This is a genomic window from Thiomicrorhabdus heinhorstiae (genome assembly GCF_013391765.2).
GTDB classification, from domain to species: Bacteria; Pseudomonadota; Gammaproteobacteria; order Thiomicrospirales; family Thiomicrospiraceae; genus Thiomicrorhabdus; species Thiomicrorhabdus heinhorstiae.
On the sequence record NZ_JACBGI020000015.1, the window covers coordinates 1 to 25567 of the forward strand.

The window sequence follows — 25567 nt, forward strand, 5'->3', positions numbered from 1 at the left end:
ATCAAGAACTTTTTTTTAATTTAAATAAAACAAATTCATTCGAGAGAAAATAAAAAACCCGATAAACGAAAAATCGTTTACCGGGCTTCTGAGAGCTGATGCTGCGGCAACACCGCAGTCATAGTATTGACTGCTCTAATGAGCCTCTGCGGAGGTTTTTTCAGGGGACGTTTCAGTTCCATAGAAAACAAAGCAGGCCATCTCTTTTTGACCTGCCGGCATAGGACGGTCTGAATCACATACAGACTTTGTCTGCATTAATGCCGACAAAATTGAATGGGCGGAATAAATTCGCCACTCACCATTTTCATTTAGCAACACCTGCGTGGCACTCAGCTTTTTAACTTCGCCCGAACCTGGAGAAACGAGTTCGGCAGAAACTTTAACCAGCGCCATACTGCCATCCGACTCTTCGACGGTTGCATCTTTGACCGTAACGATTCTATTTTTATCCAAAACAGCGGTTCTCATATTAATAAAACGAGAAAACTGTTCTTTACTAAAAGACTCCTTGTCTTTGGCGGAAAGCAGTTCATAACTTTTTTCAGGCTTATTATCCAGAATATTCTGATAATAACGCTTACCGACTTCAATCTGCTGATTGCGGATATCGGATTCACCGGCCGAACACATGGCAACGAAGGTTGCCGAAAAGACAAAAGCCAATAAAGATTTCATTTTCAATTTTCATATTCCTTTTTGTGACGAGGTTAATCACAAAATTCTAACTGTGCTTTTACTTAACACTATTTATTCATCGCATTTTCGATATTTCACCATAATAAATAATCTGCTGATACGCTTCGACTTAAAATTACCGTAGAAAATTATAGAAAAAACCGCAAAAAACGCCTATCCTCGGGCTTTGCCGCAATTCAATCGCATCCCCTCCTATAGCAGAAAAACTCTAACTAATTGAAAAATAATAAATATTCATTAAAATGAGTTAAAAGACTCCCTGTTTCGTTTGGTTTTATTGCTTGGCGACTTCGCCCGGAAAACTTCATCCAGTTGCACAAAACCGTTTGCCCATATATTCGTGCGAATAAAACAATAATATTGCAATCAACCCGCTACATCTGTTCTTACTACATTTCTCGGATTCTTTTTAAATCATTTCAAGATCAACCATTTTTTGGCATTGGAGAAGGATATGGAATGCAATTTAAAACTCACAAACCCTATCGGAATTCTTTTATTTTCATTAGCCGTTTCTGCCTGCAGCTCTTCCACTCTTGAAGAACAAGCAGACATAGGTGATGTAGATGGTGACGGAATTCCCAATACCCCTGGTGATGCCATTAGCTGGACAGTGCAAAAATCAGATACCAATGTAGACGGTGTTTACGATTCCGTGGAAGTGAAGCAGTACTCTAACAATGTTCTCGGCTATCAAATGTCCGATAGCAATGCGGATGGTTATGCGGAATATCTGTATGAATCAAGCGCCGATGCAACGGAGACGACACCCAACACCACAGAAAAGTATGCGCTATCCTCTGGCTATTTCAGTGAAGAAACCAATACCATTGAAAACGGTCTTTTGAGTAAGAGCCAACTGAAACAACCATCGTTTCTTCAAGATACGACCTACAGTTATGACTCTGACAATAATCTGCTCACCATAAAAGTGGAACAATACGGGGAAGATGACGGCTATGAGGAACCGGTCTACCTATATACCGAATCTTACGTTTATAACAGCGACAATCAAATCGTCAGAACCAATACCGATGATGATGGTGATGACCTGATCGATACCTATGCCATCCACGAATATGATGCGAATGGCAATACCATTAAAACGACCGTTCACTATTCCACGCTAGATGACGAAAATTACGATGGTTTGAAAACCATTACCTATGAATACGATGCCAATAACCGAACCACTAAAATCGAATATGACAATGACGGGGATGGCATTGTCGACAATGTTACCGAATACACAAATACGGTTGATGCCGATACAGGTAATCTCACCATCTATACCAATATCGACACCTCACTTTATTTCAATGTCAGTGTCTATAACGCTCTGGCCAGAAAAATCCGCAACTGGATAGAAGAAAAAGCCAATCCCGGAGTTCCTCTATATGTTTATGCCAACACTTACGACGAAGACATCAACCCAGTGTTTAAAGATTTACCCACCGTCTATTCTTATGACTCTAACGGCGATGGTCTGATCGAGGATGATAAGAACGAATATAGAAACGTAAAAAGCATTAATGACAATGGTCTGATTACCCAGGAAAAAAGCTACACCTCCGGCACCACCGATTCCTCCGAAGGAATCCCACCGAGCTCTTTAACTAATTACTACTATTTCGATATCAAACCAACCTGCGAAGAGATATACAGCGGTACAAACACAACCCCTGCGGATGAAAACTGCCTCATATCATTTGAAAATAAAGAAATATGGTGGTCACTATCGCCATAAAACCTGACAACTCAAGCAAATACAATCAGCAGTGAATTTGTAACCTAATCACTCAACACAGAACTTAAAAACGAAAAAAGCCAGACATTTCTGCCTGGCTTTTAAAATATGGTGGCGACTCCAGACACCTTAATGCCTTTAACTTGCCACATCGTCATTGTTCACTTCATCGACATATCACTACAACCTGTCGATAAAACTGAAAAATATAAACATATTGGCAATACGCCATTAGGATAAGACGATGAGCTGGAATCCAAGCAAGCCTTATAATGATTTACCCTATTTGCCTCCTGAGCAGGAACTGGAAACAAAGGCAATTTTGAAAGCGTGTATTTCAGCTCGTGCAGCTTTGGCTGAGTTAAACCAATCTGCCAAGTTGATTCCCTACCAAAGCATTCTGATAAATACTTTACCGTTACTAGAAGCTCAGTCATCTTCTGAAATTGAAAATATTGTCACGACCACCGACAAGTTATTTCAGTACGCGCAAGAAGAGCAAAATGCAGACACTGCGACTAAGGAAGCACTGCGTTATCGAACAGCTCTATTTACAGGTTATCAGGAACTTGCCAAAAAACCGCTGAACACCAATACTTGTATAGCGATTTGCAGTCAGATAAAAGGTCAGCAGATGCAAATCCGAAAAGTGCCGGGAACCGCATTGGCAAGTGATAAATCTGGCACAGTGATTTATACCCCACCAGAAGGTGAAGACATTATTCGTGGATTATTAGGAAACTGGGAACAGTTTATTCACAATGAAACGGATTTAGACCCATTGATTCGCTTGGCAGTGGTTCACTATCAGTTTGAAGCCATTCACCCTTTTACCGATGGTAACGGTAGAACAGGTCGTGTGGTCAATAGCTTGTATTTAATTCAAGAAGAACTGCTGACTTTGCCGATTCTCTATCTCAGCCGCTATATCATCCAAAACAAGCAAGACTACTATCAACTGCTGCTAAAAGTGACACAAGAACAAGCTTGGGAAGACTGGATTATTTTTATCCTCAAAGGTATCGAGCAAACCTCGCATTGGACAACCAATAAAATTCAGGCTATAACCCAATTGGCAGAGCATACCCGAGAATACATCAAAGAATCCCTACCTAAGGTGTATAGCTATGAATTGGTGGATTTAATCTTTGAACAGCCCTATTGCCGAATCAGCAATCTGGTGGAAAGAGATATTGCCAAACGCCAAACCGCCTCTGTTTACCTCAAACAACTATGTGAAATTGGTGTGTTGATTGAAACCGAAGTGGGGCGAGAGAAGTTATTTATTCACTCTAAATTACTGGTTTTGCTTACTCAAAACGACCATTCAGTTGATGACTATTTTTAGAGTAGCCAACGGCTGCTTTTAATTAAATGTGTTTACATTTAATGTAAGAAAACTTACAATCTTTATCAACACGGCCCCTGAGGTTTGAAGAGTTCGCTCGGATAATGCTCGGGGGTTTTTCGTTTCTGGCTTTTACTTACGGCTATCCAACCTATACTGAAAACGGCTTTGATAAGGTTCATTCGACCAATTCAAATCTCGCCAGTTTTCAATAATCCCCATACCTTGAAGCGTTAATCCAAGATGACGTAAATCAGGAAACTCATCCTTTAACAATCGTAATACTCTTTCACCCCAAGTCGAGTTCGGATTAATCACCTTAACCAAGTGCTGACAAATGCAAATCAATAAAAATGGTCGCGCTAATCGGTGATTATTTTCCCTAAAATTGTCCGCTAAAGGAAATTCCTCTTTCGATGGGAGCTTTGGCTGATCCGCAATATTTCGATTCCATAAGCGCGAATGGTGCGCACAGATATTCCTGAGGTTATTGAGCGCTCGTAGCCAAGTAGAAAAGTCATGACCATTTGAAATGCCATATTTTTTTGAAATCTTGTCTTGGTCATCAGCTTTCATGCCCGCATAGAGCGTTGATAAAGTCCCAAAGTCCCAGATTTCACAAGCCACCCAAATCGGCAATGGCAGGCCATACTTTTGTTTGTTATGCACAATAAACGCTTCACGCGAACGATTAATTAATTGAGCGTGCTTGCTTAACCATTCATGGTGTTTAGTCACCCCCTTAGAAACATCTAAATGAAGGGAAAATCCTTCATGAAAGTTAGCTCTGTCTAAATAAGCTGTTGGACTATATTTTCCCAGTAGATGGGCAATATCTACACGCAATGCTATCTCAATTCGCTCAATGGCATCCATTACCAATAAACGTAATTTTTTATCAAAAACATAAAGTGCGATAACGTCTTTAAAACAGGCACCGTTTTTAAAATCATCTAACGCCAAACGGTCAGTTTTGGCTTTTCCCTTTTTGGTTTTCTGTTTGGGAACAGGACAGCAAATTTCACTGCGTTGCCGAAAATCAAACCAATAACCACTTAGCCGGTAATAGCCCAAGCGTTGAAGGTAATCAAGCGCTTTTGCTCTATTCGATACTAGCATTCCCCGTTCAACTAAACGGTCTAGTTGCTGCTCATAAGACAACCAATCTTTTGGATGATTAATCAAACTCATTAAGCCAACGCCTCCTGTGCGATGGATTGGGCGAGGTGGATTTGGGTTTGTTGGGCGGTTTGCAGTTGGGTTTTGAGTTGGTCGCAGAGGGCTATTAACTCATTGACTTTGGTAACTATAAGTTTTTGCTCTTCTAATGCAGGAAGCGGTATAGGTGCAGCTTTCAACTTGTCTTGAGAAATATTAACTTGGCTTGAAGCCATTCCTGATTTACAAGACTCTAAGTATTCGGCAGTTACACCAGCCTGCAAAGCTAACACCATATACTCTTCTGACATCCCTACATCAACTAAATGAAACCGAATTAACTTATCAGAGGTCATTAATTTAGGTCTTGTTTCTTTTACTAGACAAGATATTCCGACACGATTCCACGGCCCCGCTCTTGTTACAAGAATATCGCCTGATTTAACTTCATATTGAGGTCTTGGCTCTTTGTTAGATGGCAACAACTTATTTTCTTCGGGCAGAAACTGGAGAATTTGAACTGAAGTTGTTTTTAACACTCCCCAAGTCTCATTATCTGGTGATGGTTCCGGAGGACACGCAGGACTCCAACCAGCATCCATCATTGAAATAATTTCATTCAGCTTCACCCACTCCCAGCCATTCGGTAAATCAAATGGTTTTTCGGCTTCGGTGATTTCTGGGAGGGGTTTGGATTTTTTGAGTTTGCCGTCTTTGATGAGTTGCGTTTTTTCGGTGGCGATTTTTTTTAGTAGTTCGCTGGCGGGTTCGTCGTTTGGGTTTTGAGGGACGAGTTTGCCCATGACAGCTAGTTGTAGAATGGTTTGTTTGAGTTGGTCGATGCTGTTTTCGGTGGTGAAAAGCACATCGAAGTTTTCGGCAATCAATGCCCAAGCATCTTGAAAATTGGCGGTATTTTCTGGATTAACCAAATTACCTAATAGCGTGCTGACCAAGGTTTGATGAATGTCGATGTGATTCAGCGTTTCGCTTTCCAACTGGTCACATAACGCCATCAGTTCATCCACTTTCGTCACAATGCGTTTTTGTTCTTCAAGTGGCGGAATTGATATCAGATTATCATTTAGAATTTTAAAGTGGCGCCCATATCCTCGATTTTCCAGTGTCAAACTGGTTAAAAACCGATAAAAATATTGCTCATCAATAACAATTGGACACATAATTTTTGTGCCATCTGCACCTGCAATAAAATCAAAATCAATCAGTTTTAGGTTAGTAGTATGGTCTCCAAAAATTACAACCTTTCTTGGGATATGTATAAGTAAGCTTTCATCATCAAAATATCCAGAAATATAATTTTGCCCCTGATCAACAACTGGAAACTTACCTTCTTCTAAAATATCTGAGGTTTTTAACTTTTTCCCACTTGGCGAAATATTGAAATAAATGTCAGGTAATCTTTTGAACTCCCAACCATTCGGCAAATCAAATGGTTTTTCATCCTCTGCAATTTCAGGCAGTGCTTTGCTCTTTTTGATTTTTTTGTCTTTAATCAATTGCGCTTTTTCGGCGGCAATCTTTTCCAGCAAGACACTGGCTGGTTCATCATTGGGGTCTTGCGGCACCAATAACCCTCGCACTGCCATTTCTAAAATCAATTCACGCAGTTTTTGAATACCAACGAGATTGAGCTTATTGCCCGAACCTCTTCCCGCAGTGGATTTGGTTTCAATCGCTTGCGTCCATGTGTCGAGATGTCCGGTAATTAGATTGTTCACAGACAGTTCCGCACTCATTCAGTCTTACCCTCTAATGCATTACCTAAAATGATTTTGAGTTGGTCACGAATCGCTTGAATGCTTTGTTGCTGTTCGGCATAGGTTTTAAGCAGTTCTTGTGGGTCATGCACCACTTCTTCGGCCTGGTGCGGGTTTTTAATGTCGAGGTTATAGTTGCGCTCGATAATTTCTTCAATCGAAACTGACCAGGCCTGCTCGGTTTCCGTTCGGCTGGCAAAGCCATCGGCTTCATTGCCCCACCAGTCGATTTCCGTTTGGAATTCTTCAAACTTCATCGGTTTGGTTTTGGAGTAGTTTTTCACACCTTCTGGATAAGGGTGCTCGTAGTACCAAACCTTTTCGGTTTTTTGCCCTTTGGTGAAAAACAGGATATTGGTTTTAATGCCCGTGTAAGGGTTAAAAACACCATTCGGTAAACGCACAATGGTGTGAAGATTGCATTCTTCGACCAGCATCTTTTTGAGTTTGGTTTTGACACCTTCGCCAAACAGTGTGCCGTCTGGCAAAACGACCGCCGCACGACCACCGTCCTTAAGCACTTCAACAATCAACTGCATAAACAAATCAGCTGTTTCACGGGTACGGAACTCAGCTGGGAAGTTTTTCTCAATGCCGTCTTCTTCGGTGCCGCCAAACGGTGGATTGGTGATAATGACATCGGTATCTGCATCCCAACTGGATAGCGGTTTGCTAAGGGTATTGTCATGGCGAATTTGCACTGGCACTTCAATACCGTGTAGCAGCATATTGGTGGTACACAGTAGATGCGGTAATTGCTTCTTCTCTACCCCGTGAATTTGGCTTTGCAGTTGTTTTTGGTCATCAACCGTTTTGACTTGTTTTTTAAGATGTTCAACGGATGAGGCTAAGAAACCGCCTGTACCGCAAGCAGGGTCAAATACCTTTTCACCCAGTTGTGGGTTAATGCGATTAACCATAAATTCCGTGACCGCTCTTGGCGTATAAAACTCACCGGCATTGCCTGCCGCTTGCAGGTCTTTGAGGATTTGCTCATACATATCGCCAAATAGATGGCGTTCTTGTGAGTTTCCAAAATCAATTTCGTTCAGTTTGTTAATCACCTGGCGTAGGAGCGTACCGTTTTTCATGTAGTTGAATGCATCGCTAAAGGCTTCTTTAGCGACTAGCCCGCGCGGATTAATATCGATGGGTGCGTATAAATTTTTGAGTTCAGGAAATAGCTTAGTATTCACAAAATCCAGTAAATCATCACCGGTTAACCCTTGCGAATTGCTCGCCCAGTTACGCCATAAAAATTTTTCCGGAATTGGGGCTTGGTAATTGTCTTGTTCAAATTCTAACTCTTCTTCTTGGGCATCAAAGATTTTAAGAAACAGCATCCAAGAAAGCTGGCCTAAACGCTGGGCATCTCCATCTACGCCGGCGTCCTTACGCATAATGTCTTGAATGGATTTAATAACGGTTGAAATAGACATGAACACTCTTTGTTATTTTTAATTATTTTGATTATTTGAAATTAGACGGTTTGTTAAATCTGCTAATTGGGCGCATATAATAGCGCTTCTAATTCACTAAGAGCTTGCTCATAAGCTTGTTTATTGCCAAAGGCATTTTTAACAATCTCTTTAGGTTGCCCCATTTGATCAAATGGGGTGACTTTAAGCACTTGAATAGATTCAATTTCCGTTACACCCTGGTCGGCATATTTATCCAACAAGGCATTTAATACCTGTTGAGCGGCTTCGGAATATTTGGTGAAGTAGTTGCGCTTTTTGACGTTTTCAGCACGCTCTTTACGAGTGAGCGGTGGTTGGTCAAAGGCAACGTGGCAGATTAAATCAAATGGATCCATATCACGACTGACATCATCTTCCAAAGCCTGCCAAATTACACCTTGCTCTTCAAGCTCATCAATAATGGCCTGCTTGCGCTCTGAAGATTGCCATTTTTTGACAAATTCATCCATTGAGGTGTACTGTTTTGCGATGGTCTTTTTGGTGTAGTCCTTGAATGACTCAGTGACCAGCTTGCCATCCGCATCGTAATACTGAACTCGCTCGGCGATCTTTTTAACCGTAACGCCTGAAACATGATATTTAATAAATGGCTCTTTCTCTCCGCCAGTGTCTTCACCTGTATCAGTCCATTCATCTTCTGAACCTACGTTATATTCACCTCGTGAATCTTCAACGCCATCAGCATCTTCATTATGATTTTCGGGATTGTTTAACTGTTCATCAAAGTCAGGATTTTCTTCATCAATAATCGTGCCGGGGTTAGTCACCATGACTTTTTCAGGAATGCCGTCAAAACGCTCATCGGCAAACAGTTCAGTGGCTTTTTTGAAATCGAGAATGGTAAACCAAAGCTTACCGTAACGGTCATCAATACGGGTGCCACGACCGATGATCTGTTTGAATTTAGTCATGGATTGGATAGATTGATCAAGTACCACCAATTTACAAGTTTTCGCATCAACTCCTGTGGTCATAAGCTCCGAGGTGGTTGCAATAACGGGGTAGGCTTTTTTGGGATTAATGAAATTATCTAACTGCGCTTTGCCGAGTTCATCGTCACCCGTGATTTTCATGACATACTTTTCGTTTTTCTTAACCTGTTCAGGATTCAGGTTTACTAAAGCTCGACGCATACGTTCAGCATGGTCAATGTCATTACAGAACACAATGGTCTTAGCCATTGGATCGGTGCGTTTCAGGTAAGCAGTAATGGTTTCAGCAACCAATTGCGTGCGCTCGTCAATCACCAGCGTGCGATCGAAATCTTTGGCGTTATAGATGCGGTCTTGAATAACTTCACCGTGTTTATCGGTTTGCCCTTTGGTTGGTCGCCAGCCAAGCGCATCAATATCCAAATCAACACGAATTACTTTATAAGGTGCCAAGAAACCGTCTTCGATACCTTGCTTTAACGAGTAGGTATAAACCGGCTCGCCAAAATAGTCGATGTTTGAAACTTCTTCGGTTTCTTTCGGTGTCGCCGTCAAACCAATCTGCGTGGCGGAATTAAAGTATTCCAAAATCTCTCGCCAAGCGGAGTCTTCTGCCGCACTGCCTCGATGACACTCATCAATCACGATTAAATCAAAGAAGTCAGGGTCAACTTGCTTGTAAGCTTTTTGATGTTCTTCTGGGCCAGTTAAGGCTTGATACAAAGCAAGGTGGATTTCATAGGCGGGATCAACCGTGCGCTTTTCCACTTTGGTCATGGCGGTGTCAAACGGTTGAAAGTCATTGATGCGAGTTTGATCCACTAAGACATTGCGGTCGGCTAAAAACAGAATGCGCTTTTTGGTTTTAGACTTCCATAGCCGCCAGATAATCTGAAAGGCGGTATAGGTTTTCCCTGTACCCGTTGCCATCACCAGAAGAATACGGTCTTGCCCTGCGGAAATCGCTTCAATGGTTTTGTTAATGGCCTGCAGTTGATAATAGCGAGGCGATTTGCCTGAACCGTCATCATGATATGCTTGGGTAATGATTGGAAGTTGGCTTTCGGAATAGCCCTTCCAAGCACAATATTTCTGCCAAAGCTCTTCTGGAGTTGGAAATTGGTCGAGGGTGATTTCGGTTTCTATTGGTGTAGTCTTTGCCGTTTTATCGTGGAAAATAAAACCATCACCGTTTGATGCAAATACAAAAGGCGTTTCTAACAAATTGGCGTAATCCAATGCCTGTTGCATCCCTTTTCCAATTTCATGCTTGTTGGCTTTGGCTTCGATAACAGCTAGAGGAAGATTTGGTTTGTGATAGAGAACAATGTCGGCCGACTTCACTTTTTTACGAACTGCTACTTGACCTCGGACAATTACTTTACCATCTCGAAGTTTGACCTCCTGGCGAATTTGGGTCATTGAATCCCAGCCCTTGTCGATTACCGCAGGAAGGATGTACTTTGTGATGATATCGGTTTCAGTTAACTGCTTTTTATTCATTATCAAACCTTAACAACAATATGCACATTCCATTATAGCTTTCGTTCACTAAAATATTTGAATCACCACCGAACAACATCTTGAACTAAATACCTAAGCCATTTCGGGCGTCCTTACTTAGTGTAAATACTAACAAGTCGTTAGAAACATATTTTGCATTTTCTACAACCATTTATGGGAAGTTTTGTAAGAAAAAGCACTATTGGAGAATAAAAATTCGGCAAAAAATCGATGCCATTAAGAACAATTCAGAATCAGATAGAAACAAAAAAGCCCGGTAGACGAAAACGTTTACCGGGCTTTGCAATATGGTGGCTACACCGAGATTCGAACTTGGGACCCCATCATTATGAGTGATGTGCTCTAACCAGCTGAGCTATGTAGCCAAAAAGAATAGCGCGTATTATAGTTTGATTGGCGCGCTTGTCAAGGGACTATTTTTAAAAAAGTGTCACTTTTGTGACAAGCGCTGAAATCACAATCAGACGTTAAAACGGAAGTGCATTACATCGCCGTCTTGAACGATGTATTCTTTACCTTCCAAGCGTTGTTTACCGGCTGCTTTCGCGCCTGCATCACCCTTATATTCGACAAAGTCTTCGTAAGCCGTAACTTCGGCACGGATAAAGCCTTTTTCGAAGTCGGTATGGATGACGCCGGCCGCTTGTGGCGCGGTGGCGCCTTTTTTCACTGTCCAAGCGCGAACTTCTTTTACACCGGCCGTGAAGTAAGTTTGCAGACCTAACAAATCATAAGCGGCGCGAATAACACGATTCAGCCCCGGTTCTTCCTGCCCCATTTCTTCCAGGAAATCCGCTTTGTCTTCGGCATCCAATTCCGCGATTTCCGCTTCGATCGCCGCACAAACAGGAACGACTACCGCACCTTGCTCCGCAGCCAAAGCTTCAACCTTTTCCAACAGTGGATTATTTTCGAAACCATCTTCATTGACGTTGGCAATATACATCATCGGCTTGATAGTCAACAGATGCAGATCACGCAACATCAGACGCTCGTCATCGGTCATCTCAACCAGACGCACCAGCTTGCCCTCTTCAATTTCTTTCAGAACACGCTCGTACAAGGCTTGCTTGGCCTGCGCATCTTTGTTGCCGCTTTTACCAAGCTTTTGCGCTTTGACTGCGGCTTTTTCCAGAGATTCCATATCGGCAAAGATCAATTCCATATTGATGATTTCGATATCGGAAATCGGGTCAACTTTACCGGCAACATGGACGATATCGTCATTTTCGAAACAACGCACAACTTGCACAATCGCGTCGGTTTCACGGATGTTTGCCAGGAATTTGTTCCCCAAGCCTTCCCCTTTAGAAGCCCCTTCAACCAAGCCGGCAATATCCATAAAATCCACCGTCGCCGACAATACCCGTTCCGGCTTGACGATTTCCGCCAATGCATCTTCACGCAGATCAGGAACAGGAACCACACCGACATTCGGTTCGATAGTACAGAACGGGTAGTTTGCGGACTCGATTCCGGCGTTGGTCAAAGCATTGAAAAGCGTGGATTTTCCGACATTCGGCAAACCGACGATACCGCATTTAATTCCCATTCGGGCTTCTCCTAATCAACAAAAGGGATGAAACTGAAACTTAAGGCTTATTTGGTATGCAGGGTCATCATGGCTTTCTCAAGCCGACCATGCATTAAATCTTCTAGTATTTTTGTCGCTTGATAACTGGCGTCATCGATCAATTGACGGTCAATTTTAGATGGAGTTTTGAGAACATAATCCACCACCTGATCACGATGTCCAGGATGTCCGATCCCGATGCGCAAACGCAGAAATTCATTACCCATCGCGGCAATAGTGTCACGCAGGCCGTTATGACCGCCGTGGCCACCGCCTTTTTTGAGCTTGACCGTGCCTGGTGGCAGATCCAGTTCATCGTGAACGACTAAAATCGATTCCGCCGGAATCTTGTAGAATTTGGCGATTGCCTGGATCGATTGACCGCTGCGATTCATAAACGTTGCCGGTTTTAATAACCAGACATCGATACCGTTTTGCTGAATTCGCGTCGCCTCACCAAGAAATTTGGTCTCTGGACGAAATACCGCACCGAATTGTCGCGCTACTTCGTCCACAAACCAAAAACCGGCGTTATGTCGGGTCTGATCGTATTTATCGCCCGGATTTCCCAGACCAACAATTAATCGAACAGATGACATAACGCCGGCTCTTGTTTCATCGATGGCTTAAAGCCGATCGATTAACCTTTACGCTTAGGCTTACTGATGTTTACAACCGATTGGTCGTAGTCAGAGTTACCGTGTGAAAGAGCAGTCAAGATTACACCTTCAGGCATAGACAGCTCAGACAAACGCATACTTTCGCCAGCTTGCATTTTAGAAACGTCAACTTTGATCGCAGTAGGCAGATCTTTTGCCAAACAACGAACTTCAACCGTTGCTTGCAAGAATGACATCAAACCACCGGCTTTAACACCAGGCGCAACGTTTTTACCAACAAAGTTCAAAGGAATTTTCTTAGTCAAACGGTTGCTTCCGGCACGTTGCAAGTCGATGTGAGCGACTGCACCAGTAGCTGGGTGACGTTGAACATCCTTAACAACGCAAGACTCGGCTTGACCTTCAACATCAACATCAAGAATCGTGTTGAATACGTCAACGTTTTCAAAAGCGTGCTTAATGAAGTGACCACCAAACGCAACAGAAACTGCGTCTTTGTTGTCACCGTAGATGATAGCAGGAACTTGACCCGCATTACGAAGGCGGCGGCTCGCACCTTTCCCTTCTTCTTTACGGATAACTGCTTTCCATGATTGGCTCATTTTATTTCTCCAAATAGCGGCCTTTCCCTCAAAACCTTCATTTCAAGTGGAATAAGGCCGATTAACAAAACTTACGTCCGCGACCAAACGTAAGCAAAGGGCGAATTATACTCAAATTTTGATTTTTTTCCAGTCTTTTATTCGAGACTTTCTTATTTGAATCAAGCACTTCGCTTGCTTCAAATAACCGGCTGCAAAAAACCTACTGAAAAAATAAATACCCGTAAAACAAAAAAGCGCCGTTAAAAGGCGCTTTTTAAAACATTCGGCAATGCAACTATCGAGGCATCAGTGCCGTAACGGATTCTTCCAAGTTAACACGACGAATCGTTTCGCCAAGTAGATCGGCAACCGAAACGCGACGGATTTTTGCACATTTTCGTGCCGCATCGCTTTCAGGAATCGAGTCGGTTACTACCAGCTCTTTCAATACCGAGTTCTGGATGTTTTCTACTGCCGGACCGGATAGAACCGCATGCACAACATAAGCTGAAACACTTTTGGCGCCACGATCCATCAAGGCCTGCGCCGCTTTACACAAAGTGCCTGCTGTATCGACCATGTCATCGATAATGATACAGTCGCGACCTTCGATATCACCGATGATATTCATAATTTGCGCGACATTCGCTTTCGGACGACGCTTATCGATAATCGCCATATCGGCGTCAATTGCCTTAGCAACCGCACGAGCACGGACAACACCACCCATATCCGGGGAGACGATGGTGACGTTTTCCAGATCCTGGGTCTTGTTCATATCTTCGACCAATAGCGGAGAACCATAGATGTTATCCACCGGAATATCGAAGAAACCTTGAATCTGGTCTGAGTGCAGATCCACCGTTACTACACGGTTGGCACCGGCAGCGGTAATCATATCAGCCGACAAACGGGCAGTAATCGGAACACGAGCAGAGTGAGGTCGACGATCTTGGCGGGCAAAACCGTAATAAGGAATAACCGCAGTGATACGAGCCGCGGAAGCACGTTTGAGTGCATCGATCATAACCAGCATTTCCATCAGGTTGACGGCTGGTTCCGGCGTACAGGTTGGTTGCAAGACATAAACATCTTGACCACGAACAGATTCTTTAATCTCAACCATGATTTCACCGTCGCTAAAACGGCCTACATCGGCTTTTCCTAGGGGGATATCAAGATATTGGGAGATTTTTTCAGCGAGACTGACGTTTGCGTTTCCCGCAAAAATCATAACATTTTTATTAGCCATTAAAGGCGCTCCTGTTCGAGGAAAAAATGATTTGGGGAATTCGGGAAAGGATATTGGCAGGACTGGCAGGATTCGAACCTGCGGTACACTGGATCAAAACCAGATGCCTTACCACTTGGCCACAGTCCTATAATATCGCTGTCATTGAAGACAGGTGCGTATTATCCACGTATTACCGCCGTTTTCAAGTATTTTTTACAAAAAAATTTCAGTTTCATCAGAGCCCGACTTTCACGGGCAAACGCCCCCATCCTAAGCTCCTGAATCTATTTAAAAAGTTAAAGTAATCGATATTTCAGACTAACCGCACGGCGGTGATTAGTCAATTGTCAGCCCGGCTTTCAAGCTGTCGATCAGCTTCTGGAAGGTCTCGTTATCGCCGTATTGTTTGTGGAACTTCTTCCAAAGACGCTCCGCTTTGCTGTAATCGCCCAATTGCCAATAAACCCTGATCAAATGGATTAAGACCTCTTCGTCCTGCTGGATGGCAAATGACTTTTCAAGATAAGACCTGGCTTGCTTGAAATCTTTATGGCGGTAGAGCAGCCAGCCCATACTGTCCAATACATAATAATTATCCGGCTCTAGTTGCAACGCTTTATCTAATAAGGTGCGCGCCTGATTCAGATTTTTGTTTTGTTCGACGTAAAAATAGCCAAGACCGTTTAAGGCGTCGACATTTTCCGGGTCAAGCTTCAACAAACGGTGCATATTATCTACATAATCGTCAAAGCGCTCGGTGCGATAAAACACCATCGCCTGGGAAGCCAGTGCCTGCTCGTGGTTGGGATCGATCTTCAAAACCTGATTATACAAATCGACCGCTTGATCGAACTGTTCCTGCTGGGTGGCAAAAATCGCTTTGGCGCGCAGCACCTTAATACGATCTTCAACCTGTTTGACATCCAAACTGTCTAACAGCTCGTTCGCTTTCTCGACTTGTCCTTGCGAGAACAAAATTTCGGAGCGGTGAAGATCGGCATCCAGGCGGTAGTTCGGATGCAGAACTTTGGAAAACGCTTTTAGCGCTTCGTCATATTTGGCCTGCGCCTGATAGATCACACCCAGATAATAATTGGAAACATCGCGATACTGAGGAAAGGTCAGCGTTTTTTTCAATTGCGCTTCCGCTCTGCCGTAATCCTCTCTTTCTATTAATAAAAGAGCCAGAGACAATCGCGGCGTAATCAGCGACGGGTTTGCTTTGATAATTTTCTGATAACGCACCTCTGCCGACTGCAGAAGATTCGCCTTAACCTCAAGACGCGCCATCTGTTCTTGCAGCTCCCAGTCTTTAGGGTGCTTTTTCAAATAAGGCGCAATAGTATCCACACCTTGTTTGGCATGCTCGCCTTCCAGGTATACGGTTGCCAGCAAACGATATAACTCGGCTTCGGAATCCTGCGGCACCTTATTACGCGCGTAGAGCAACGCATCCAGCGATAACTCCAAGCGACCGGCACTTTTGGCAACCAGCCCCAGGCCTACCCAGACACTCCACTCTTTCGGATATTCTTCGGCCAGCTTCTGCATAAAAGCCACGCCGGCATCGGTTGCCACCGAAGCCACAACTCTCTGCGAAGTCAGTAACAGCAGTTTTTCAAGTTCAAGATCGCTTAACTCGCGGAACTTTTGCCACTGTTCAAAAGCAGGTTCTACTTTGTCCTGTTGCAGGGAGAGTAAAAACGACGCTCGCCAGACGGCGGCGTTATTCGGGTCCAGTTTGCGCCATAATGCTATCGACTCTTGAATTTTATCGATATCGTAACTGGCCATCGAAAACTGAAAAGCACGCTGAGCCAACTCAGGAATCGCAGTCTGTTCCGCGGCATGATGCATTACTTCATAGGCCGTCGCGGGTTCTCCGCGTCTGATCAGCATCTCGGCCAACATCACCTGATACATAGCGGCGGCACGCTTTTGCCGCTCCTTCTGCTCTTCGGTCAGCTCAGGTAAAGGCTGCTTGACTTCTTTACTGGATAAAATTGCCGCTGAAGGCGACGATTCCGTGCGCAACAGCCCGTCTGCGCTGCATCCGCCGAATAATAAAGCCGCAAGGGCAAGAATAACGGTTCGAGATTTACTACCGGCTTGGGTAATCTTTTGAAGCCCTAACACTTAATAAAATTCCTTTTGAATCCATCCTGAATACGGATTTATATTGCAAGTAACCGGCTTTGTCCAACTTAGACAAACAAAAACACACCAATTTCAACCATCTGGCTCCGGAGATGAGACAGAAAAACTTGCAATTGAAAGTATAATTTAGCAGAATTACGCCTCTTTAGTAGCCGATTTGTATGATTCGGCTCTTCGGGGAAATCCGATATCGAACCCGTCCATGGTGACAAGCCCTTTTAGTTAAGGGAATCAAGCCGTTTATTTCCGATACAGGTCGAAGCTTTTGAATTTATGAAACTTTTTACACTTGGTGTTAATCACGAAACAGCCCCGGTTGATATTCGCGAGACAGTTTCATTTTCTCCAGATCTAGCCAAGCAGGCCTTTCAGGAGCTGAAGGAACACCAGTTACTGTCCGAGTGTATCATTTTATCGACCTGTAACCGAACAGAAATTTACGGTATCTGCTCTGCCGAGAATCAGGCCGATCAGGTACAAAACTGGCTGCACGATTTTTTCAAACTGAACGAAGACTCTCTCTCTCCGTATCTGTACCGTCACGATAATATCGAAGCGGTTAAACACATTATGCGCGTTGCCAGCGGGCTGAACTCCCTGGTATTGGGTGAACCGCAAATTTTCGGACAGATGAAAGATGCCTACAATCTGGCACAGCAGAACAAAAGCGTCCGCCAAACCATGGATTCGCTGTTCCAACATATTTTCAAAACCGTCAAACAGGTTCGTACCGACACTGCGATCGGTAACAGCCCGGTCTCGGTCGCCTTCTCTGCTGTTGCCCTTTCGAAGCAGTTTTTCGGCGATCTTTCTTCACAAACCGCTATGCTGCTTGGTGCCGGAGAAACCGTTGAACTGGTAGCACGCCATCTTAAAGAGAGCAATATCGGCAACTTGATTATTGCCAACCGCACTTTCGAGCGCGCTCATCAATTGGCCGAGAACGTGACCGGCTATGCCATTCGACTGGACGAAATCGACAACCACTTGCACGAAGCCGATATTGTAATCGGTTCGACAGGCAGCCCGAATGCCATCCTCAGCGCGTCACAAGTTGCACAAGCATTGAAACAGCGTAAGAACAGCCCGATGCTGATGGTCGACATCGCGGTTCCACGCGACATTGAAGCTCAGGTCGGCCAGCTGGAAAACGTCTATCTGTATACCGTGGACGACCTGCAGGAAATCATCGAAACCAACAAACAATCGCGTCAGACTGCAGCACTGGAAGCCGAAGAGATCATCGATCTTCAGGCCGATAACTTCATCGCCCAGCAAAATGCGCTTACCCAGGTCAAGCCGCTGATTCAGACTTACCGCCAACAGGCTAACGAGATCAAAGAAGAAGCTTTGGCCCAAGCGCTGAACCATCTGGAGCAAGGTCAAGATCCACAGCAGATCATCACCAGACTGGCTAATCAGTTGACCAACAAACTGCTTCACACCCCTTCTGCACAACTGCACAAAGCCGGCATCGAAGGCAACAGCTCTTTAATCGATGCCGCCGAAACCCTATTAATCCACCAGGCTCCGTCCGATAAATAGACGTGCCCGGCCACAATATGATTTAAGAGTGTTATCACCGTGAAACCATCTATTCGTACCAAACTGCAACATCTGGTAGAACGCCTTGACGAAGTCAATGCCTTAATTTCCGATCCGGAAATCATTTCCGATCAGAAAAAATTTACCGCCCTGACGAAAGAACACGCGCAGCTGACGCCGGTGGTTAACACTTTTAACGAGTTTGAAACTACCGAAGGCGATTTGGAAGAAGCCAAAGAGATGCTGAACTCCGGTGATGCCGACCTGATTGAAATGGCTAAGGAAGAAATCCCAAGCCTGAACGAGCAGATCGAGAATCTGGAAGCCGAACTGCAAAAAATGATGTTGCCGAAAGACCCGAAGGACGAATCCAATATCTTTCTGGAAATCCGCGCCGGAACCGGCGGCGACGAAGCGGCCATCTTCGCTGGGGATCTGTTTAAAATGTACAGCCGTTATGCCGAGAAAATGCGCTGGCAGGTTGAAGTCATCAACAGTAATGAAGGCGAACACGGCGGCTATAAAGAAATTATCGCCCGCGTTATCGGTGACGGAGCTTACTCGCGTTTGAAATTTGAATCCGGCGCCCACCGCGTTCAACGCGTACCGGCCACCGAAACCCAGGGCCGTGTCCACACTTCGGCGGCAACGGTGGTCATTATGGCTGAAGCGCCTGACGTCGAGCAGGTTGAGCTGAATCCAGCCGACCTGAAAGTCGACACTTTCCGTGCTTCCGGTGCCGGCGGTCAGCACGTTAACAAAACCGATTCGGCAATCCGAATTACTCACTTGCCGACCGGAACCGTGGTTGAATGTCAGGACGAGCGTTCACAGCACAAAAACCGTGCCCGTGCCATGTCACTCCTTGCCGCGCGAATTATGGATGCCAGACAGCAGGTGCACGATGCGGAAATCGCTAAGGAGCGTAAAAGTCTGGTCGGAACAGGAGATCGCTCGGATCGAATCCGTACCTATAACTATCCTCAGGGACGCGTCACCGATCACCGAATCAACCTGACGCTCTACAAACTGGAAGACGTGATGAACGGTGCTCTGGAACAGGTTATCGACCCACTGGTTCAGGAGTATCAAGCCGAGCAGCTTGCCGCACTGAGCGAATCCGATTAAGCTACCATGCCGACTATCGAGAGTGCGCTACGATCTGCCAAACAGGCGTTCATCGACCTGGGGTTAACCGATTCGCCGCAGTTGGATGCGGAAATCCTTCTGGCACACGTTCTCAAGCAGAATCGCACCTATCTATTCACCTGGAACGATAAAGAGCTGAATTCAGCGCAACTGAACGAATTCAACGCTCTCTGTCGACAACGACTGTCGGGAGAGCCGATCGCACATTTAACCGGCTCACGCGAATTCTGGGGCATGGAGTTAAACGTCACGGCCGCTACCTTGATTCCGCGCCCTGATACCGAAACGCTGGTCGAAAGTGTTTTACAAAAATGTCTCACTCCCGGCAGCGGAAAACACCTTCTCGACATGGGAACCGGCAGCGGAGCCATCGCTTTGGCTCTGAAAAAAGAGTGCCCTGCCGCTCAAGTAACTGCTCTGGATTTCAGCAAGGATGCTCTGCAGGTTGCGCTCAGCAATGCACAACGGCATGCGCTCGAGATAGAATTTCTTCATAGCGACTGGTTCAGCGCTCTGTCGCCGGAACAAGCATTCGATGTGATCGTCTCCAACCCGCCGTATATTGAAGAAAACGACCCGCACCTGCAGCAAGGCGACGTGCGTTTCGAACCGATCACCGCTCTGACGTCCGGAACCGATGGCTTGGACGACATTCGCTTACTAACTCGACAGAGTCGAGACTTTCTGAAACCGCACGGCTGGTTAATGATTGAGCACGGCTACAATCAGGCGGAAGCGGTTGCCGAACTATTTGAGCTGGCGGGATTCGAGAAAATACAATCGGTTCGCGATTACGGTGATAATCCCCGGGTTACCCTGGGTCAAGCACCGGAACAAATGTCGGAATAACCGCAGCAAAACCGTAAGAATTAAGGAGTCCAAGCTTGAACTTCGAAAAAAATGAATTAAACGATGAAGAACTATCCCGCTACAGTCGCCAGATTCTGTTGCCGGAAATCGACTACAGCGGCCAACTGAAACTGGCTCAGGCGCATGCGGTTATTTTCGGTCTAGGCGGTTTGGGCTCTCCGGTCTCCCTCTACCTGGCAGCGGCCGGAATCGGTAAATTGACGCTGGTCGATTTCGACGAAGTAGACGATTCCAATCTTCAACGCCAAATCGTCCACCGCGAAGCCAATATCGGTCAGGCGAAGGTCGCTTCGGCGCAGTCCAATCTGACACAACTGAATCGATTTATCGAAATTGAAGCAATCAACAGCCGAGCGGACGAAAAACAGATCCAGAAACTGGTTGCGCAGGCCGATGTCGTTCTTGACTGTACCGATAACTTCACCTCACGTTTTGCACTTAATCGCGCCTGTCTACAGAACAAGGTTCCGTTGATATCCGGCGCGGCAATCCGCTGGGAAGGACAGCTGAGCACCTACGACTTCCGCAAACCGGGCGGTCCGTGTTATCAATGTCTATACCCGAATGATGGTGGCCAGGAGCTGACTTGCAGCCAGAGCGGCGTCTTGTCGCCGGTAGTCGGCATGGTCGGCTCGATCCAAGCGATCGAAGCGATCAAAGCCCTGTTGGATTTGCCGACCCTGCACGGCAAACTGATGATTGTCGATGCCTATTCGATGATGATTCGAACACTGAATTTAAAAGCCGACCCGAATTGTCGGCAATGCGGTTGCGATCACGGCTGAAGCTGGTCGCCGTCAAAATTCTTGTTCTTGTCGACGAAAATGACCACCCGGCGATTTAAGGAGCGGCCGTAAGCGCTGTCGTTCGATGCTACCGATTCATTATCCGCCTTGCCTTCGATGGTCACGCGCCCCTGATTGATTCCCATATAGATAAAGGTTCGCGCGATGGTCGCAGCACGCGCTGCCGACAACTCCCAGTTGGACGGAAATTGCAGATTATTGATTGGAATATTATCGGTATAACCGGTAATCGTAATCAGCTGCCGTCCTTTCGAAAGGGTAATCCCCAGCTCTTCGACTTTTTCACGGGTTTTATCATTGATTGTGGCACGCCCGCTTTCAAAGAAGCTGTCGGAACGCAGAGTGATTTTCAGAAAGTCCGCAGTATCTTCCACCGAAATGTCTTTCGGATCGATTTCGCGCAATACTTCTTCAACCTCTTCGCGCGAGGCTGGAGGCTGCAAATCGAGAGGGTTGATCGTGTCTTGTCGCGGGTGCAACTTATCGTCGGCAATATCCGCACCGATCGGCGGATCGCCGGTAATACTGTTAATAAAAGCCTTGCGGTCTTCGGGGTCTATGACCGAAACCAGCCACAGAACCAGAAAAAACACCATCAGCACGGTCATCAGATCGGCAAGGGCGATTTTCCAGGAACCTCCGTGAGCTCCACCGTCTTCGTGATCACTATGTCGCATTACATCTTCACCAGTTTACAGCTGAACTAACGGGGAATTTCGAATTCGGGAGGAACGCGTTGGCGACCGATTTCGACCGCCAGATTCGGTGAAACACCTTTCGCATAGGCGGATAAAAATGCCGCCGACATCTCAAACAGAGAACGATCCTGACGGATCATCACTTCCACTGCATGCACAAACGGCGCCACTACCGCAAAAGCAACAAATACCCCGGTCAAGGTTCCAACCAGAGCCGCACCGATTGCCGTTCCGATCTTGGCGACATCCATTTCGCCACCGAGCAGTTCCATCGTGAGAATCACCCCCATGACCGCGGCGACAATCCCGAAACCGGGTAACCAGTCGGAGAGCTTGCCGACCGATTTAGGCACTTCCATCATGGAACCGTAGATTCCCTGGATCTGCTGATCCATATGATGGTCAAAATCCTGACTCTGCGGCGGGTTAAGCAATAAATAGCTAAAATTATCGACGATGAATTTCTTGAGGTCGGGATGCTTCAGAACCAGATTATGCTCTTGAAATATCTCGCTTTCATCCGGCTCGATCAGATGCTTTTCCAATGCCAATACACCCGAAGAACGCGACAGACGTGCCAGATCAGACAACAAACCAAGCGTATCTGCATACAGACGGGCGCTGACTTTTTCTCCGCTGAAATAACGCCCCAAGAAACCGATTGTCCGCTTCCAGACATGAACCGGTGTCGAGGCGAGAAAAGCCCCGAAAGCAACGCCTAAAATAACCACCAGCTCCGATGGATGCCACAGCGACCATAAATTGCCGCCCATTAATAAAAAACCGCCGAAAAAGCTCAGGGTAATAACCAGAATCCCGAAAGGCTTCGCTAACATATATTTTCTCTTCTATTTGGCAGAAGCCGACGGCTTCTGCCAGTGGAGACGCTAATTTCGCGTAACTAATCCTCAATGGAGACATCAATCGAACGTATCTGATATCTTGATTACTTCTCGCTTTCGGCGGTTTTTGCCGCAATCAAAAGCTGAAAACACTAGAAGCAAAACACATACCAGCCAATTACTACATCGACTACACAGCCTAATCTACGACTCTGACTTGATTAACTCTCTTTAAGGTTCTCGGCAGATTTACGCCTTTTTTAGCTCTATTTGCAAAAGCTTCTTCCAAAGCGGCCGGCCCGAAGACTTTTTCATAATCTCCGGACTTCAAGGCCAGCTTCTGTCCGGGCTCGAATGCAAACACCGCCTGCACCCGCTCTCCTTTCGGTAATTGAATTAATTTATTCCCCTTTCCTTTGGCCAATTCCGGCAACTCCTCCTCGTTGAAAACAAGCATTCTCGGTTCCGAAGTCACCACCAATACCCATTGCTGCGACTTTAATTTCGCAGGCGTTAAGACTTCAGCACCGTTCGGCAGACTTAAGGAGGCCTTACCGGCTTTGTTTTTAGAGTACAGATTCTCCAACCTGGTCTTGAAACCGTAACCGACACTTGATGCGAGGATAACTTGATCGTTCGGATTGCCAAGCAATACTTGTGTGAAGCTGCTACCGGTCGGCGGACTCAAACGTCCGGTCAGAGGTTCGCCATGCGATCTCGCCGATGGCAGGCTGTGCGCCGGTAGAGAATAGCTGCGCCCGCTATTATCGAAAAATACCGCATTCTGCCTCGTTTGACCGCTGTCTTGAGCCAGGAAAGCATCGCCGGACTTGTAGCTTAAGGATTCACCATCCACATCATGTCCTTTGGCGGCACGAATCCAACCGTTTTCCGATAACACGACAGTAACCGCCTCAGAAGGCAACAGATCCTGTTCACTCATCGCCTGCGCCGAGTCCGCCTCAACCAGAGGAGAACGACGCTCGTCGCCAAACAGTTCGGCATCCTTAAGCAGCTCTTTCTTCACTTGAGTTTTCAGACGGGTTTCGCTGCCCAGAATCTTTTCGAGCTTTTGACGCTCGGCTTCCAATTCGGCCTGTTCGGTGCGAATTTTCATCTCTTCCAAACGCGCCAAGTGGCGTAATTTCAATTCCAGAACCGCTTCGGCCTGCAGATCGCTCAAACCAAAGCGCGCCATTAAAGCCGGTTTCGGCTTATCTTCTTCACGAATAATGGCAATGACTTCGTCGATGTTCAAAAATGCGATCAGCATCCCTTCAAGAATATGCAGGCGCGCCAATACCTTATCAAGACGGTACTGCAAACGCCGACGCACGGTTTCCACTCGGTACAGCAACCACTCGCTCAGCATCGCTCTCAGGCCTTTCACCTGCGGGCGGCCATTCAAACCGATTACATTGAAGTTGGCTCTATAACTACGCTCCAGATCGGTCGTCGCAAACAAGTGCTTCATGACCGTGTCTATATCGATGCGCTTGGAACGCATTTCGATCACGAAGCGAACCGCATTTTCGTGATCGGATTCATCCCGCAAATCAACGACCATCGGCAACTTCTTGTTACGCATCTGCGCGGCAATCTGCTCCAATACCTTGCCGCCGGAGACCTGGAAAGGCAGCGCCTTAATGACGACATTAATGCCATCTTCGACTTCATAAGCAGCGCGTTGACGAATCGATCCCTGACCGCTATCGTACAGTTTGAGCAACTCGTCACGCGGAGTGATAATCTGCGCATCGGTCGGATAATCCGGACCGGGAATAAATTCCAGCAACTCTTCGGTCGTTGTCGATGGCTTGGCCAACAGTGCAACGCAGCCGTTGATAATTTCAGTGACATTATGCGGCGGAATATCCGTTGCCATACCAACGGCAATACCGGAAGTACCATTTAACAATACATGCGGGACTCGCGCCGGCAAAACGCGCGGTTCATCGAGAGTGCCGTCAAAGTTCGGCGCCCAGTCGACCGTCCCCTGACCGATCTCGTCGAGCAATAGCTGACTGAATTTTGACAGTCTGGCTTCGGTGTAACGCATGGCGGCGAAAGATTTCGGATCATCCATCGATCCCCAGTTCCCCTGGCCGTCGACCAGCGGATAACGGAACGAGAAATCCTGCGCCATCAAAACCATCGCTTCATAGCAGGCGCTGTCGCCGTGCGGATGAAATTTACCGAGTACATCCCCGACGGTACGCGCGGATTTCTTATGCTTGGAGCTGGCTTTCAAACCGAGCTCGGACATGGCATAGATAATCCGTCTTTGAACCGGCTTGAGGCCATCTCCGATGTGCGGCAAAGCCCTATCCAGAATGACGTACATGGCATAATCCAGATAGGCGCTTTCAGTAAATTCGGCAACACTGCGCTGCTCGACACCATCGTAATTTAAAGTGGTTTGCGACACCAAAGCCTCCTTATCAGACGCTCAATTTAACCTAATAAAAATCTGAAACTAATCATCGCTCATACGACCGATGGCACATGAGACAAACGATTTTGCCTTGGCACCGGCCGATTCCAGACCATGAACCGTTCCCGCCAAAGGATAGCCCATCACTTTCAACTGTCCCTTAACTTCATCCAGTACAACGTCATCGCACTCGTCTTTCAACAGTAGAGCAACGCTGCCTTCTTCAACATGGATTTCAACTTTTTCGACACCTTCGATTTCCTGCAACTTCGAGGTAATTCGGCTGGCACAACCGCCGCATTTAATATTTTCGACTGCTAAGTTGATCATACTGCCCTCCTTTGATCAGAGCCTGTTCTCAAGCTAATTTGCAGACCTTAATCTACCA

20 protein-coding genes and 2 tRNA genes are annotated in these 25567 nt (G+C 45.9%); 6 read left to right on the forward strand and 16 right to left on the reverse strand.

Annotated elements, in window-relative coordinates; all coding sequences use genetic code 11:
* Positions 1-135 precede the first annotated feature (135 nt).
* Positions 136-678 carry a hypothetical protein gene (locus H8792_RS08045; protein ID WP_194947654.1) on the reverse strand — a complete coding sequence of 181 codons (543 nt, stop codon included), beginning with the start codon at positions 676-678 and terminating at the stop codon, positions 136-138.
* A 475-nt stretch (positions 679-1153) separates the two neighbouring features.
* Between H8792_RS08045 and H8792_RS08050 the strand changes: the two genes are divergently transcribed.
* Complete coding sequence (locus H8792_RS08050; RefSeq protein WP_194947655.1) at positions 1154-2446, forward strand: hypothetical protein; 1293 nt, start codon at positions 1154-1156, stop codon at positions 2444-2446.
* A 244-nt stretch (positions 2447-2690) separates the two neighbouring features.
* Positions 2691-3794 (forward strand): protein adenylyltransferase Fic, encoded by a 1104-nt coding sequence (gene fic / locus H8792_RS08055; RefSeq protein WP_185978439.1) that lies wholly within the window; start codon positions 2691-2693, stop codon positions 3792-3794.
* A gap of 132 nt (positions 3795-3926) precedes the next feature.
* Here the strand turns inward: fic and H8792_RS08060 are convergent, their stop codons facing one another.
* The 11 genes from H8792_RS08060 to H8792_RS12750 all read right to left on the reverse strand — a co-directional run bounded on the left by H8792_RS08060 (position 3927) and on the right by H8792_RS12750 (position 16814).
* Positions 3927-4985: an Abi family protein gene (locus tag H8792_RS08060; RefSeq protein ID WP_185978440.1), complete on the reverse strand. Its 1059-nt coding sequence runs from the start codon at positions 4983-4985 to the stop codon at positions 3927-3929.
* Complete coding sequence (locus H8792_RS08065) at positions 4985-6709, reverse strand: restriction endonuclease subunit S (RefSeq protein ID WP_228767016.1); 1725 nt, start codon at positions 6707-6709, stop codon at positions 4985-4987. Before H8792_RS08065 ends, H8792_RS08060 begins: the two co-directional genes overlap by 1 nt.
* Positions 6706-8169 (reverse strand): type I restriction-modification system subunit M, encoded by a 1464-nt coding sequence (locus tag H8792_RS08070; RefSeq protein WP_185978441.1) that lies wholly within the window; start codon positions 8167-8169, stop codon positions 6706-6708. The genes H8792_RS08065 and H8792_RS08070 overlap by 4 nt, the downstream gene beginning before the upstream one ends.
* 62 nt (positions 8170-8231) lie before the next feature.
* Positions 8232-10652 carry an EcoAI/FtnUII family type I restriction enzme subunit R gene (gene hsdR, locus H8792_RS08075; protein ID WP_407701669.1) on the reverse strand — a complete coding sequence of 807 codons (2421 nt, stop codon included), beginning with the start codon at positions 10650-10652 and terminating at the stop codon, positions 8232-8234.
* 303 nt (positions 10653-10955) lie between these two features.
* Positions 10956-11032: transfer RNA gene (locus tag H8792_RS08080), tRNA-Met, on the reverse strand.
* A gap of 95 nt (positions 11033-11127) precedes the next feature.
* The gene (ychF, locus tag H8792_RS08085) at positions 11128-12219 is read right to left on the reverse strand and encodes a redox-regulated ATPase YchF (protein WP_185978443.1); all 1092 of its coding nucleotides are present in this window, start codon (positions 12217-12219) and stop codon (positions 11128-11130) included.
* A 47-nt stretch (positions 12220-12266) separates the two neighbouring features.
* Complete coding sequence (pth, locus tag H8792_RS08090) at positions 12267-12839, reverse strand: aminoacyl-tRNA hydrolase (RefSeq protein WP_185978444.1); 573 nt, start codon at positions 12837-12839, stop codon at positions 12267-12269.
* Between the two features lie 41 nt (positions 12840-12880).
* A complete protein-coding gene (locus tag H8792_RS08095; RefSeq protein WP_185978445.1) occupies positions 12881-13462 on the reverse strand; it encodes a 50S ribosomal protein L25 in 582 nt (193 codons plus the stop codon).
* A 277-nt stretch (positions 13463-13739) separates the two neighbouring features.
* The gene (locus H8792_RS08100; RefSeq protein WP_185978446.1) at positions 13740-14696 is read right to left on the reverse strand and encodes a ribose-phosphate pyrophosphokinase; all 957 of its coding nucleotides are present in this window, start codon (positions 14694-14696) and stop codon (positions 13740-13742) included.
* Between the two features lie 54 nt (positions 14697-14750).
* A tRNA-Gln gene (locus H8792_RS08105) sits at positions 14751-14825 on the reverse strand.
* A 189-nt stretch (positions 14826-15014) separates the two neighbouring features.
* Positions 15015-16814 carry a tetratricopeptide repeat protein gene (locus H8792_RS12750; RefSeq protein WP_185978447.1) on the reverse strand — a complete coding sequence of 600 codons (1800 nt, stop codon included), beginning with the start codon at positions 16812-16814 and terminating at the stop codon, positions 15015-15017.
* A gap of 294 nt (positions 16815-17108) precedes the next feature.
* On the opposite strand from H8792_RS12750, the gene hemA reads away from it, so the two are divergent.
* The 4 genes from hemA to H8792_RS08130 are packed head-to-tail and all read left to right on the forward strand — an operon-like array spanning position 17109 to position 21184.
* The gene (hemA, locus tag H8792_RS08115; RefSeq protein WP_185978448.1) at positions 17109-18380 is read left to right on the forward strand and encodes a glutamyl-tRNA reductase; all 1272 of its coding nucleotides are present in this window, start codon (positions 17109-17111) and stop codon (positions 18378-18380) included.
* A gap of 39 nt (positions 18381-18419) precedes the next feature.
* Positions 18420-19508 carry a peptide chain release factor 1 gene (gene prfA, locus H8792_RS08120; protein ID WP_185978449.1) on the forward strand — a complete coding sequence of 363 codons (1089 nt, stop codon included), beginning with the start codon at positions 18420-18422 and terminating at the stop codon, positions 19506-19508.
* Positions 19509-19514: 6 nt separating this feature from the next.
* Positions 19515-20378 (forward strand): peptide chain release factor N(5)-glutamine methyltransferase, encoded by an 864-nt coding sequence (prmC, locus tag H8792_RS08125; RefSeq protein WP_185978450.1) that lies wholly within the window; start codon positions 19515-19517, stop codon positions 20376-20378.
* 35 nt (positions 20379-20413) lie between these two features.
* Entirely contained in the window at positions 20414-21184 is a 771-nt protein-coding gene (locus H8792_RS08130; protein ID WP_185978451.1) for a HesA/MoeB/ThiF family protein, read from the forward strand.
* Here H8792_RS08130 and H8792_RS08135 read toward each other — a convergent pair.
* The 4 genes from H8792_RS08135 to H8792_RS08150 all read right to left on the reverse strand — a co-directional run bounded on the left by H8792_RS08135 (position 21175) and on the right by H8792_RS08150 (position 25509).
* Positions 21175-21882 (reverse strand): OmpA/MotB family protein, encoded by a 708-nt coding sequence (locus tag H8792_RS08135; RefSeq protein WP_185978452.1) that lies wholly within the window; start codon positions 21880-21882, stop codon positions 21175-21177. The two genes, H8792_RS08130 and H8792_RS08135, sit on opposite strands and share 10 nt — an antisense overlap.
* A 26-nt stretch (positions 21883-21908) precedes the next feature.
* A complete protein-coding gene (locus tag H8792_RS08140; protein WP_185978453.1) occupies positions 21909-22739 on the reverse strand; it encodes a motility-associated protein in 831 nt (276 codons plus the stop codon).
* 205 nt (positions 22740-22944) lie between these two features.
* Positions 22945-25173, reverse strand: coding sequence for a DNA topoisomerase IV subunit A (gene parC / locus H8792_RS08145; protein ID WP_185978454.1), 2229 nt, complete (start codon positions 25171-25173; stop codon positions 22945-22947).
* 48 nt (positions 25174-25221) lie between these two features.
* Positions 25222-25509, reverse strand: a complete 288-nt coding sequence (locus tag H8792_RS08150) for a heavy-metal-associated domain-containing protein (RefSeq protein ID WP_228767017.1) — start codon at positions 25507-25509, stop codon at positions 25222-25224.
* Positions 25510-25567: the final 58 nt, after the last annotated feature.

Coding starts and splice junctions, on each gene's coding strand:
- H8792_RS08045 (WP_194947654.1), bottom strand. CDS start 678: ATGAAATCTTTATTGGCTTTTGTCTTTTCGGCAACCTTCGTTGCCATG.
- H8792_RS08050 (WP_194947655.1), top strand. CDS start 1,154: ATGGAATGCAATTTAAAACTCACAAACCCTATCGGAATTCTTTTATTT.
- fic (WP_185978439.1), top strand. CDS start 2,691: ATGAGCTGGAATCCAAGCAAGCCTTATAATGATTTACCCTATTTGCCT.
- H8792_RS08060 (WP_185978440.1), bottom strand. CDS start 4,985: ATGAGTTTGATTAATCATCCAAAAGATTGGTTGTCTTATGAGCAGCAA.
- H8792_RS08065 (WP_228767016.1), bottom strand. CDS start 6,709: ATGAGTGCGGAACTGTCTGTGAACAATCTAATTACCGGACATCTCGAC.
- H8792_RS08070 (WP_185978441.1), bottom strand. CDS start 8,169: ATGTCTATTTCAACCGTTATTAAATCCATTCAAGACATTATGCGTAAG.
- ychF (WP_185978443.1), bottom strand. CDS start 12,219: ATGGGAATTAAATGCGGTATCGTCGGTTTGCCGAATGTCGGAAAATCC.
- pth (WP_185978444.1), bottom strand. CDS start 12,839: ATGTCATCTGTTCGATTAATTGTTGGTCTGGGAAATCCGGGCGATAAA.
- H8792_RS08095 (WP_185978445.1), bottom strand. CDS start 13,462: ATGAGCCAATCATGGAAAGCAGTTATCCGTAAAGAAGAAGGGAAAGGT.
- H8792_RS08100 (WP_185978446.1), bottom strand. CDS start 14,696: ATGGCTAATAAAAATGTTATGATTTTTGCGGGAAACGCAAACGTCAGT.
- hemA (WP_185978448.1), top strand. CDS start 17,109: ATGAAACTTTTTACACTTGGTGTTAATCACGAAACAGCCCCGGTTGAT.
- prmC (WP_185978450.1), top strand. CDS start 19,515: ATGCCGACTATCGAGAGTGCGCTACGATCTGCCAAACAGGCGTTCATC.
- H8792_RS08135 (WP_185978452.1), bottom strand. CDS start 21,882: ATGCGACATAGTGATCACGAAGACGGTGGAGCTCACGGAGGTTCCTGG.
- H8792_RS08140 (WP_185978453.1), bottom strand. CDS start 22,739: ATGTTAGCGAAGCCTTTCGGGATTCTGGTTATTACCCTGAGCTTTTTC.
- H8792_RS08150 (WP_228767017.1), bottom strand. CDS start 25,509: ATGATCAACTTAGCAGTCGAAAATATTAAATGCGGCGGTTGTGCCAGC.